This is a genomic window from Staphylococcus sp. HMSC068G11, assembly GCF_001815825.1.
In the GTDB taxonomy this organism is placed as follows: domain Bacteria; phylum Bacillota; class Bacilli; order Staphylococcales; family Staphylococcaceae; genus Staphylococcus; species Staphylococcus epidermidis.
Window position 1 is genome coordinate 94670 of sequence record NZ_KV822075.1, and the last position, 13266, is coordinate 107935.

Annotated in this window: 10 protein-coding genes and 1 pseudogene; all 11 read right to left on the bottom strand. The window is 34.4% G+C overall.

The genetic code is table 11. The annotated features are described in order from the left end of the window. Positions 1 to 252 precede the first annotated feature (252 nt). The gene (gene nreC, locus HMPREF3058_RS05445) at positions 253 to 909 is read right to left on the bottom strand and encodes a nitrate respiration regulation response regulator NreC (protein WP_002457306.1); all 657 of its coding nucleotides are present in this window, start codon (positions 907 to 909) and stop codon (positions 253 to 255) included. Positions 910 to 937: 28 nt separating this feature from the next. Next, on the bottom strand, positions 938 to 1972 hold the full coding sequence (locus tag HMPREF3058_RS05450) for a sensor histidine kinase (RefSeq protein WP_002491038.1): 1035 nt from the start codon (positions 1970 to 1972) through the stop codon (positions 938 to 940). A 9-nt stretch (positions 1973 to 1981) separates the two neighbouring features. Further along, complete coding sequence (nreA, locus tag HMPREF3058_RS05455) at positions 1982 to 2434, bottom strand: nitrate respiration regulation accessory nitrate sensor NreA (RefSeq protein WP_002491066.1); 453 nt, start codon at positions 2432 to 2434, stop codon at positions 1982 to 1984. A gap of 19 nt (positions 2435 to 2453) precedes the next feature. Next, positions 2454 to 3131 (bottom strand): respiratory nitrate reductase subunit gamma, encoded by a 678-nt coding sequence (gene narI, locus HMPREF3058_RS05460; protein WP_002447199.1) that lies wholly within the window; start codon positions 3129 to 3131, stop codon positions 2454 to 2456. Beyond that, entirely contained in the window at positions 3124 to 3699 is a 576-nt protein-coding gene (narJ, locus tag HMPREF3058_RS05465) for a nitrate reductase molybdenum cofactor assembly chaperone (protein WP_002475314.1), read from the bottom strand. The genes narI and narJ overlap by 8 nt, the downstream gene beginning before the upstream one ends. Next, positions 3692 to 5245, bottom strand: coding sequence for a nitrate reductase subunit beta (gene narH, locus HMPREF3058_RS05470; protein ID WP_001831534.1), 1554 nt, complete (start codon positions 5243 to 5245; stop codon positions 3692 to 3694). Before narH ends, narJ begins: the two co-directional genes overlap by 8 nt. Continuing rightward, complete coding sequence (locus HMPREF3058_RS05475) at positions 5235 to 8918, bottom strand: nitrate reductase subunit alpha (RefSeq protein ID WP_002490690.1); 3684 nt, start codon at positions 8916 to 8918, stop codon at positions 5235 to 5237. Before HMPREF3058_RS05475 ends, narH begins: the two co-directional genes overlap by 11 nt. Before the next feature lie 179 nt (positions 8919 to 9097). After that, a complete protein-coding gene (cobA, locus tag HMPREF3058_RS05480; RefSeq protein ID WP_002491087.1) occupies positions 9098 to 10033 on the bottom strand; it encodes a uroporphyrinogen-III C-methyltransferase in 936 nt (311 codons plus the stop codon). Further along, the gene (gene nirD, locus HMPREF3058_RS05485) at positions 10024 to 10338 is read right to left on the bottom strand and encodes a nitrite reductase small subunit NirD (RefSeq protein ID WP_002447195.1); all 315 of its coding nucleotides are present in this window, start codon (positions 10336 to 10338) and stop codon (positions 10024 to 10026) included. Before nirD ends, cobA begins: the two co-directional genes overlap by 10 nt. 2 nt (positions 10339 to 10340) lie before the next feature. After that, the gene (gene nirB / locus HMPREF3058_RS05490; RefSeq protein ID WP_070731189.1) at positions 10341 to 12746 is read right to left on the bottom strand and encodes a nitrite reductase large subunit NirB; all 2406 of its coding nucleotides are present in this window, start codon (positions 12744 to 12746) and stop codon (positions 10341 to 10343) included. 343 nt (positions 12747 to 13089) lie between these two features. After that, positions 13090 to 13266, bottom strand: a pseudogene (locus HMPREF3058_RS05495) (IS5/IS1182 family transposase); the annotation flags it as partial.

Below are 13266 nucleotides of genomic sequence, written 5' to 3' on the forward strand. Positions count from 1 at the left end.
ATTCACCTTCATCTGATTTAATTATAAGGTGTATTGGTACTTTGTGAGGGCTTAATAAGAGGTCAAAATTAATTATATAAAACAAAATTATAAACAAAGTACCAATCACACATTCATTTTAATACGTTTGTGAAAATATGAACATAAGGACATACCCTGATTTTACTTTTATTTTTCCCTATATAAAGCCACAAAAAAAGGACTACTTAGCCATAGACTAAGTAAGCCCTAATAATCAGTCATGATATACATTTAAAATTCTAATAATTTTTTCTTTAAGGCATATTCAACTAATTCAGGTTTACTCTTTAAATTTAGTTTCGTCATAATATGCGTTTTATGTGCTTCTACCGTTTTCACTGATACAAACAACTTTTCTGCAATATCTTTATTGCCATAGCCTTTAGCTATAAGAGGTAATATTTCTAACTCTCGTTTCGATAAAATTTTAAATGGATCTGAAGAGGATGACACTTCATCCGTTTGAGATTGATTGACAAACTCATTGACTAAAGACGTCGTCAATTTCATATCAACATAAGTTTCACCTTGATATACTGTACGTACGGCCAATATTAATTGCTCATCAGGTGAATTCTTTAAAATATATCCTTTAGCACCACTTTTTAACACATGAAATAAATATTCTTCGTCATCAAACATCGTAAGTATTAAAATTTTAGTTTCAGGAAAACTTTCAGAAATTTTACTGGTTGCGATTAAGCCAGACTCTCCTGGTGGCATGCTCAAATCTAATATTAAAACATCTGGTTGATGTTCTAACACTTTTTGGTAAGCTTCAACCCCGTCAGCTGCAGTTGCAACAACTTCCATATCTTCTTGATAATTTAATATCATTGAAAATCCTGTCCTAACAACTGCATGGTCATCCGCTATAACTATTTTCACTTCAATTCCCCCAACTTACATCATCAACTTAAATCGGTATATCTAATGTAATTATAGTACCTCTATTAATATGTGTCTCTATATTAACGTGACCGTTAACTAAATCTGCACGTTCTCTCATCCCGTACAATCCAAGTCCAGAGCCTTTAGGGTGATGATCTAAACTAAACCCTTTACCTCGATCCACAACTTCTGCTACAAGCTGCTTACCATCACTATGCGTACTTACCTCAATTTCATTAACCCCAGCATATTTTAGAGCATTAAATACCCCCTCTTGAACTACACGATACACAACTGTTTCAATTTCACTATCAAAACGCATGCCTTTAATATTCGAATCATATTTAATATGCATACCATAATTTTCTTCAAACTGTTTAAAATATGATTTAAAAGCTGCTTCAATACCTAAGTCATCGAGAGAAGAAGGTCGTAATTCAACAGACATATTTCTAATATCATCAATAAGCTGTGATAATAGTCCTTCTATACGTTGAGATGTTTCAGCTAACACTTTATCCTTATGCTTATACTTCAAAAGCCTTAGTTCAACATCTATATTGAGCATATCCTGTATTACACTATCATGTAATTCTCTAGAAATACGCTTCCGTTCATTTTCTTGTGCTTGAATTGAACGATGTAACATTTTTTGTTGATACATCTTTTCTTGCCTTTCAATCTGGGGCGCCACATTCTGTAATGTAAATGCACTAATACCTCTTTGTTCATCAATATTTTGATACATAGCTGTAAAAGGCTTAATTTCGTTATCTTTTGTCTTCATAAATACTTGGAAATTTGAATGTTGTAATTGCGTTGTTTCTAAAAAACAATCTTTACACGATTGTACATCATATTCATTAGAGTATCCTTCACATCGATGACAAATCGCATTTGTCATAGCATTATAATTATCTTCTTCAGTTAAAATATCTTTTGCTGCGTCATTCATAGCAATAATTTTCCCATGTCTATTAACAAATACAATTTTCTCGTTCGTGGTTTCATAATAATTCTTAAGTAATTGCTCTAAACTTAAATCAGTTTGCTCCAACATAATTACCACCTAGTTTATTTCTGTAAAAATACCGATTTGTTTTTCAATATTAAGTTGGTCCAATGACTGAGGTAATGGCTGATGATTTCTTTGACCTAATAGTAAAACGCCATACATTGAATTTTTTAACCATAAAGGTACTGCAACTACAGCTGTCAATGACTCACTAAGAATGATTGGAAATTTAACTTTCTCTTCTGGAGATAAAGCTGTATCTACATCAGCAATAACCATACGTTTACCGGTTTTCATCACCATTCCAGCAAGCCCTCTACCCTTTCTCAAAATAATAAGTTTATATCTATCATTTGTATTACCTGAAACATATTGCCATTTAATTGGTGATGAAGTGTGATGATAATCATATAAAGCGATACCACCAAAATCATAACCCTCTTGCGCTCTCAACTTATCTAAATTCATTTGTAAATGTTGATTATGTTTTAAAGATTCTGGTTCCACACTTTCACCTCATAATAAATTAAATTTTGTTTTTGCGATAAACAATGTATCTTCTATTCATATAAGACAGTGGTACACTCCAAACATGTACTAAACGAGTAAATGGCCAACACGCAAATACTGTAAACCCTAATAATATGTGCAGTTTAAACGACCAAGGCACGTTTAACATTAAGTCAGCATTTGGAGAAAACATGAATAAATGTCTAAACCATATCGCAATGGTTTGACGATAATCAAATTCAGGTTGAATCGCATTGGTTACAAGCGTAGAATAACAACCCATTATTAAAATAATCAACAAAACGAGATTCACGAATATATCTGAAAATGAACTTAATCGTCTAACATTTTTGATGGATAGTCGTCTTAAAGTTAGCAACAACATTCCTATTAATGTTATTATACCAAAAACACTACCTATATAAACTGCACCTATATGATAGATATGATTATTTACACCTATCGCCTCTAACCAATTAGCGGGAATCAATAATCCCACAACATGACCAAAGAACACCGGAATAATACCTAAATGAAAAAGTAAACTTCCCCATTTTAATTGTTTCTTTTCAATCATTTCACTCGACTTTGCTGTCCATGAAAATTGATCGTATTTATATCTTGCGATATGTCCAATAACAAATATTGCTAAACATAAATATGGATAAATAACCCATACAAATTGATTAAGCATGATTTTCCACCTCTTTCAAAGGCATGATACACGCTTTTAACGTTTTTCTTAATGCACTGACAACATATGCATAGGGATTATTGTTTTCAGCAAGGGTATTTGCCATTTCATATGTGCCATCTTCAATAATCATAATGACTAGTTGAAGGTTTTCCTGTGCTCGACTATCATTTTTAAAATCAGCAACTTGCAAAAACTGTAGCATCAATGGAAGAAAATCAGATAATTCATTATCAACCATTTTTAGTCCAAACATTTCGTATAAAACCTTCAATTTAGCTAGCATTTGTCCACGTTCCTTTTGCGTGTCAAATTTATTAAATGTCATATAGAGTGGGTGTTTTTTACTAAAATCAAATGTATCTGTATAGATAGCTTTAATTTCTGACAAAGTATAATTCATCATGATTTCTCTATATGCAAGCAATTCTTCATAGCCAGGATGAGACTTAGAAATGGTTTCTTCAAATATTTTTGGGTGAAATGTCATTTTTTCTGGAAAATTCATTTGTTGACCAAGATAGCCTAAGCTATCTTGGTATTGACTTAATTGTTCAAGGTTAATCACGGAAGATCCCTCCATAGAAATTTTCATTATAAATTTCTTGTCCAGTTTTACCTGATTGAACTGCAACACCACAACCTTCACAATTAGAGCCAAAGTACTCTCCACCATAACCTTGACTTCCTTGCGCTTTATAAGTATCTAAATATGTTTCTTTATGAGAAGAAGGCACAACAAAACGATCTTCATATTTAGCAATACCTAGTAAGCGATACATTTCAGTCATCTGTCTTTCAGTAAGTCCTAATCGTTCTAATTTAGATGTATCGAAAGGTTGGTTTGTTATTTGAGAACGCATATAACTTCGCATCATCGCCATTTTTTGTAAGCCCTCTTTAACAGGTTCTGTGTCGCCAGCAGTTAATAAATTTGCTAAGTATTGAATAGGTAAACGCATTTCTTCAATAGCTGGGAAAATCATGTCTGGATTTTGACCTGCATTTTCACCTTCGAAATAACTCATAATAGGACTTAAAGGTGGACAATACCATACCATTGGCATAGTTCTAAATTCAGGATGCAATGGAAAGGCCATTTTATATTCTATTGCCAATTTATACACTGGTGAGTTTTGAGCTGCTGTGATCCATTCTTGATTTATTCCATCTTTTTCAGCTTGAGCAATGACTTCCTCATCAAATGGATCAAGGAATAGGTCTAATTGTTTTTCGTATAAGTCTTTTTCATCTTTAGCTGAAGCCGCTTCTTGAACACGATCTGCGTCATATAATAAAACACCTAAATATCTCATACGTCCTGTACAAGTTTCTGAACATACGGTTGGCATACCAGCTTCGATTCGTGGGAAACAAAATGTACATTTTTCAGCTTTATTCGTTTTCCAGTTAAAATATACTTTTTTATACGGACATCCAGTCATACAGTATCTCCAACCTCGACAGGCTTCTTGATCGACGAGAACGATACCATCCTCATCTCGTTTATACATAGCTCCTGATGGACAAGATGCTACGCAACTTGGATTTAAACAGTGTTCACATAGTCTTGGTAAATACATCATAAATGTCTCATCGAATTGGAATTTAATATCTTCTTCTATTTTCTGAATATTTGGATCCTCTGGTCCTGTAATGTGGCCTCCAGCTAAATCATCTTCCCAGTTTGGTCCCCATTTAAGATTCAATCTATCACCTGAAATTAAAGAGTGTGCTGTCGCCACGGGAGAGTGTTGTCCTTGTTTGGCATTGGTTAAATGTTCATAGTTATATGTCCACGGTTCATAATAATCTTGAATGAGTGGCATGTCAGGATTATAGAAGATTTTACCTAAAGCAATCTTTGACCATCTATTACCAGATTTTAATTCAAGCTTTCCTTTTTTATTTAGCACCCAACCACCTTTATATTGTCCTTGGTCTTCCCATCTTTTTGGATATCCTACGCCCGGTTTCGTTTCTACGTTATTAAACCACATATACTCTGCACCAGGTCGATTTGTCCATGTGTTTTTACATGTCACACTGCAAGTATGACAACCAATACATTTGTCTAGATTCAATACCATTGCAACTTGCGCTTTAATCTTCAAGCCAATTGACCTCCTTCATTTTTCTAACAGCTACATACTCATCTCTTTGATTTCCAATTGGTCCATAATAGTTAAAGTGATAACTAATTTGTGCATATCCTCCTACTAATTGAGTAGGTTTCAAGTGAATACGAGTAGGTGCATTATGAGAACCTCCACGAGTATCAGTAATTTCAGAACCAGGTGTCTCTATGTGTTTATCTTGTGCATGATACATAAACATTGTGCCTCTAGGCATACGATGAGATGTTACAGCTCTGGCAGTAACAACTCCGTTTCTGTTGTATACTTCTAACCAGTCGTTATCATTAATGCCATGGTCAGCTGCGTCTTCATTTGAAATCCATACAACCGGCCCACCTCTAAACAATGTCAACATGCGTTCATTATCTTGATAAGTTGAATGAATGTTCCATTTTCCATGAGGTGTAAGGTATCGAAGCACTAATGTATCTTGTCCACCTTTAACTTTTTTATCACGAGCACCAAATACCATTGGAGGTAAAGTAGGTTTATATACCGGTAAACTTTCTCCAAATTGTTGGAATACCTCATGATCTATATAATAACTTTGACGTCCAGTTAGCGTTCTAAATGGCACTAAACGTTCCACATTAGTTGTAAACGGTGAGTAGCGTCTTCCATCTTTATTAGAGCCAGGGAATACTGCAGTTGGAATCACTTCTCTTGGCTGAGAAGTAATGTTTAAAAATGATATCTTTTCAGAAGCACGTTCTTTAGAAATATCTTTAAGTTCCATACCTGTTTGATTTTCTAAATCTTCATATGACTTTTGTGATAATTTGCCGTTTGTAGCAGAGGATATATTCAAAATGACATCTGCTACTTTTCTCGCTGTATCTATTCTCGGTCTATCATTTTTAACTGAAGTAGTATTATCATCATTCCAAGTTCCAACCATACTTTTAAGTTCTTCGTACTCTTCACTAACGCTATAACTCACCCCATGGGCACCTATTTTTCCTTTTTCTAGTTTTGGACCAACAGTAACGAATTTATCGTAAATTTGTGTATAGTCTCGCTCTACTATAGAAAAATTAGGCATTGTTTTACCTGGCACACCTTCAATTTCTCCTTTAGACCAATCTTTTACAATACCATATTCAGTTGAAATTTCTTGTTTAGAATCATGTCCTAATGGCGTAGTTACAACATCTTTAAATTTACCTGGAAGATAATCTTTGGCCATTTCTGAAACAGCTTTACTTAGAGTTTTATAAATATCCCAGTCCGAACGCGATTCCCATAATGGGTCGATTGCTGGATTAAATGGATGAATAAATGGATGCATGTCTGTAGAAGATAAATCATGTTTTTCATACCAAGTTGCAGCAGGTAAAACGATATCTGAATATAATGGCGTTGCAGTCATTCTGAAATCAAGTGATACTAATAAATCAAGTTTCCCTTCTGTATCCTCGCGCCATTTAATTTCCTCTGGTTTATCATCTTCATTTGGCTCTGCCATTAAACCAGAGCGCGCACCTAACAAGTGCTTCATAAAGTATTCTTGTCCTTTAGCTGAACTAGAAATTAAATTAGATCTCCATACAAATAATGTTTTAGGATGGTTTTTTCTTAAATCTGGATCTTCTATCGCAAATTGTGTATCTTTATTTTTAACTGATTCAATCGCTTTTTGTAGGATAGCTTCATTTGAATCATCACCTTCATCTTTAGCTTCTTCTCCAAACAATAGACTGTTTTTATTAAACTGTGGATATGAAGGCAACCAACCCATACGAGCAGCCGTTACATTGTAATCAGCTGGATGTTGATGCTTAATATTTTCAGCTAATGGTGATTTCAATTTATCTACATTTGATTCTTCATACTTCCATTGATCTGTAGCGAAATAAAACCAACTTGTACCATTTTGTAAACGTGGAGGACCTTGCCAATCTTTAGCAAATGCAATAGTATTCCATCCTTCAATTGGTCGACATTTTTCTTGTCCAACATAGTGTGCCCAACCACCACCGTTAACACCTTGACATCCACACAATAGTACTAAGTTAAGTATTGAACGATAAATAGTATCCGAGTTAAACCAATGGTTGATACCAGCCCCCATAATAATCATTGAACGTCCACCAGTATCAATAGCATTTTGTGCAAATTCTTTTGCCACTTTCGTCACTAACTCTTTTTTGATACCTGTAATTTGTTCTTGCCAAGCGGGCGTATATTTAGAAGATGCGTCATCATATGATGTAGCTTCTAGTTCGTGTTCAAAACGTTGGACACCATATTGACTCGTCATTAAATCATAAACCGTAGCGATTTTAACTTTCTCTCCGTTAGCTAATTGAATAGTTCTCGTTGCAATAGGTCTCTCAAAGATGCCATCACCACTGCTATCAAAGTATGGAAATTGAATCGTTTCAACATGATAGTCACTTTCAGCCATTGATAACATTGGATCAATCGGTGTACCGTCCTCTGTTTCAAGTTTCAAATTCCATTTTTTACCTTCTTCCCAGCGTTGGCCCATTGTGCCATTAGGAACAAGTAATTGTTGACTCAATTTGTCTTGAATAACTGGCTTCCATTCATTATTTTCACCTGACATCCCTAAATCAGAAGCACGCAAGAATCTACCTGCTTTATAGCCATTCTCATCTTCATCTAACATAATGACAAACGGCATATCAGAATATTGCTTAGCATAGTTAATAAACATATCATTCGGATGATTTTCATAATATTCCTGTAAAATAACATGTGTCATTGCTTGTGCAATCGCTGCATCTGTACCCGGATGTGGTGCAAGCCAATGATCGGCGAACTTAACATTCTCAGCATAATCAGGTGCTACTGAAATAACTTTCGCCCCTTTATATCTAACTTCAGTCATAAAATGTGCGTCAGGTGTACGTGTTAATGGAACGTTTGATCCCCACATCATAATGTATGAAGCATTGTACCAATCACTGGATTCTGGCACGTCTGTTTGCTCACCCCAAATTTGTGGAGAAGCAGGTGGTAAATCGGCATACCAATCGTAAAAGCTTAACATTTCTCCACCTAACAAATTAATAAATCTTGCACCTGAAGCATAACTAATCATCGACATAGCAGGAATAGGAGTAAATCCAGCAATACGATCCGGTCCATCTTTTTTTATGGTATATAAAATTTGAGCTGCAATAATATCTGTGACATCTTTCCAATTTGCTCTGACGTGTCCACCTTTACCTCTTGCTTCTTTATATTGTTTGGCTTTTTCTTCATTTTCTACGATGGATGCCCATGCCGCAATTCGGTTTCCATTTTGTTCTTCAAGCGCTTCGGTCCATAAATCTAATAATTTACCTCTAATATAAGGATATTTAACTCTTAACGGACTATATTCATACCAAGAAAACGATGCACCTCTCGGACAACCTCTTGGCTCAAATTCTGGCATATCAGGTCCACAACTTGGATAATCAATTTGTTGATTTTCCCATGTAATTACGCCATTTTTGACAAATACTTTCCATGAACATGATCCAGTACAGTTAACACCATGCGTCGTTCTCACAACTTTGTCGTGGCTCCATCTTTCTCTATACATCTTTTCCCATTCTCGACTTTTATGCTCTAATACCGACCAATTTCCATTAAACTTTTCTGTCGGCTTAAAGAAATTCAATCCAAATTTTCCCATTTTATTAATCCTCCCACCATACAAGTTTATATCCTTTATAAATGCATAGGTATTGTGTCTTATCTTTATTGTACATTTTTTCACAAAGCCATTATATTAGGGAATGTCCTAATTGATATTAGAGATTCCCTAAAAAATAAGGTCTACAAATTCATAATGAACTTGTAGACCCAAATGTTTTATACATATATTGTTTTAATACTTTTGTGTTTAATCATTTCGTTATACATGTTTTGTTGAGAAATGTGGTAGCTATGGTCAAAATCAATCAGACATTGGATTCCTTCATCATATAAAGTTTCAGCCTTTGAAATTGCACGCTCTTTATCTCCCTTGATTAAATATAGATTACCTTTGTCAATCTCATTATTATTCAACAAAGTACGATTAGTGTCATCAAGTATATTACCTAAAATGCATATGCCTGGATGACCTTCTAGTTTTTGGGAAGCCAATTGTTCTTCAATTGTACTTAAATGACCTATAACAATCTTTTCATTGTAGCAGGATGCATTAAACACTATTGCAATGGAATAGTCTTCATTTGTATATGATTCAATTTGTTTAATAATTTGACCTAATCTTTTTACGCCCATATAAATAGCCAAAGTGCCACCATTAATCAAGTTCCTAATATCCGTATCGTGATTAACCGAATCTTTAAAATGACCAGTTGAGAAGGTCACACTCGGTGCGATAGAACGCATCGTTAATCCCATATTCATAGTTGCTACAGCAGCACTTGCTGATGTCACACCAGGGATAATCTCATAATGAATATGATGATTTTCTAATGTTTGTACTTCTTCTGTAATTCTACCAAAAATCGCAGGATCGCCCCCCTTTAGTCTCACCACACATCGATATTGTTTGGCTGCTTCAACAATTTTTTGATTAATCTCATCTTGTTGAATGTGTTTACAATAAGGTTTCTTTCCTACATTAATCACTTTTGTTTGAGAAGAAGCATACTGTAAGATGAAAGGATTCACGAGACGATCAAATAAAATCACGTCAGCTGCTCTAATTAACCGTTCAGCTTTTTTAGTTAGTAAGTTTGGATTACCTGGTCCTGCACCGATTAGATAAACTGTGCCAGGATAAGTTATAGACATAAGTAAATATCTCCATTAATAACTTCTACTTCATATGTTTCTACGCATCCTGTATCAGGTTGTTGTACTTCTCCAGTCTTTAAAGCTATTTTTTGATCGTGTAACGGACAGTAAACATAATCACCACTTACAGTCCCTTCAGACAACGGTCCTTCTTTATGCGGGCATATATTTCCAATGGCATATAAATCACCATTATCTGTGAGAAAAATACCTATTTCTTTTTCGTTTACAACGACTTTTTTGCCTATTTGAGGAATCATTTCATTCATTGTTGTAACCTTAACCTTTTCTTTAGCTTTCATTCTTACACCTTCTCAACTTCAAAGATTTTTTGTGCTTCTTTATTTTCAACAATAGCTTCCCATGGTTCATTCTCAACAGCTTTTTTGGCTTCCATAATTCTTAAATACAGTTCTTTTTGCTTTTCTTGATTTAATAAGACATTCTTGACATTTTCAAAGCCCATACGTTCTAACCATGGTGCTGTTCTTTCAGCGTAAATACCTGTTTCTCTGTAATATTGCATGAGGGCACCACATAATTGAATCACTTCATCTTCGGTTTCAACTGTCGTTAACAATTTACCTACAGTAACATCAGTGCCACCATTACCTCCGATAAATATTTGGTAGCCGTTTTCAACAGATATGACACCAAAATCTTTAACACCAGACTCTACACAACTTCTCGGACAACCTGATACTCCCATTTTAAATTTATGAGGGGTATCAATATATTCAAATGTTTTTTCAAGTCTTATTCCTAGTCGAGTTGTGTATTGTGTACCAAAACGACAAAACTCTTTACCAACACAACTTTTAACAGAACGCGTCTTTTTACCATAAGCAGAAGCAGAACGCATTCCTAAATCTTTCCAAACTTGTGGTAATTCTTCTTTCTTCAATCCATATAAGCCTACACGTTGCGAACCTGTTACTTTAACAAGTGGTACGTTATACTTTTTAGCAACTTCCCCTAATCGAATAAGTTGATCAGCATCTGTAACGCCACCGCGCATTTGAGGGATCACTGAGAAAGTACCATCATTTTGTATATTTGCATGATATCTTTCATTAGCGAAGCGAGAGTCTTTTTCATCTCGATGTTCAAAAGGATAAACCATATTTAAATAATAATTAATTGCTGGTCGACATTTAGGACAACCATCTTTATCTTTGAAATCAAGAACGTGTCGTACTTCTTTTGATGTTTTGAGATTTTTAGCTCTGATTTGAGTTACAATTTGGTCTCTTGTTAAATCAGTACATGGACAAATACCTGTTGGTTTTGCTGCAATAAAGTCGTCACCTAATGTATATTGTAATAACTCACCAATTTGACCTTTACACTTACCACATGAATTACCTGCTTTTGTTGCTTTAGTTACTTCATCTACAGACGTTAAGCCTTTAGTTGTTATAGCATTGACAATTGTTCCTTTATCAACACCATTACATCCACAAATCGTTTCATCATCAGACATATCAGCGATAGATGTCCCCGCATCTTCATCACCTTTATGCAATAAAGAAACAAGTGTATAATCTTCAAGCGTTTCATGTTTTTTCATCATATTATAAAATCGTGATCCATCATCAGTATCACCATACAAGACAGCACCAACGACTTGACCTTGACTTAAATACACTTTTTTGTAAATATTGTCGACACTATTAAAGATTTCTACACCATGGATATCTTCATCTTCAACAATTTGCCCTGCGCTATATAAATCGCAACCAGATACTTTAAGTGAAGTGAAAGTAGTAGATCCTTTATAACCTTTTGTTTCTTTACCAGTTAAATAATCTGCTAGCACTTTACCTTGTTCATAGAGTGGCGCCACCAAACCATAAACTTTCCCATCATGTTCGGCACATTCACCGACTGCATAAATATGAGAATCAGATGTTTGCATATAATCATTTACAACAATACCTCTATTGACATCTAATCCACTATCTTTAGCAACTTCAGTATAAGGTCTGATACCAACAGCCATGACTACTAAATCTGTTTCAATCACCCGACCGTCAGCTAATTTAATGGCTTCAACATCTTTATCACCAATGATTTCTTTAGAATTTGCTTGAAGTTCAATCTTCATACCTTGCTTTTCTAAATCTGCTTTAAGCATGTCTCCAGCTTTACGATCCAATTGCATTTCCATGAGCCAATCAGCTAAATGAAGAACTGTCACTTCCATTCCTTGATCTAGAAGTCCTCTAGCACATTCTAAGCCTAGAAGACCTCCACCAATGACAACTGCACGTTTTTTCGTTTGGGCAATTTCAATCATTTTATTTGTATCATCAATTGTTCGCCATCCAATGACACTGGGAAGATTTGAACCCGGTATAGGTAATACAAAAGCTTTTGATCCAGTAGCGAAAATACAAATGTCATACTCTACTTCAATACCTTTAGAAGTAGTAACTATTTTGTTTTCTTTATCAACTTTTTCCACTGTATCATTATTTATAAGTTCAATATTATTCTCTTGATACCAATCATAAGAATTCATAATCGTATCTTCGACGGTCATTTTCTTCTGTAAAATATTGGATAACATAATTCTGTTATAGTTCGGATAAGGTTCTTTTCCAATAATAGTAATATCAAATTGTGATGGTGAACGTTCTAAAATCTCTTCTATCGTTCTTAACCCTGCCATGCCGTTACCAATCATTACAAGTTTTTGTTTTGCCATACTTTAAATGCCCCTTTTATCAATATAAATTTTTAATACAAAACACAATGTAACTTTATAAAAGGTCAGAAATTTAATCATTTTGTATTTCTCTCTTCATGTTCATCTTATAACAAAACTTCAGTTTTTTGTGATGTAATTCACATTTAAATTTAAAATCGGGGATTTCCCTAATGGCATGGATATGGTTTTCTAGGATGGCATTGAGATCAAAATTAAAACATATATTATTAACTAATTTATAATATATGTTGCAATTGAAACGACACTTTACTCTGTCATTTTAAACCACAAACTATTTTATAATGAGCTGCATTCACTATCTAAATAATATCATCGAGCATTAAGTAGGCTGGGACATAAAGTTCCAAGATAAGTAAATAAGGACAATTTCTATTGAAAAATATCGAAATTGTCTTTTTTATAAATTTTTGATTATTTTCTGCTCGTTGAGCTGTTACTTTTCTTATATCAAGTGCCATTAGTACAAATCCTAGTTCTCTTTTGGCTTTATTTATCC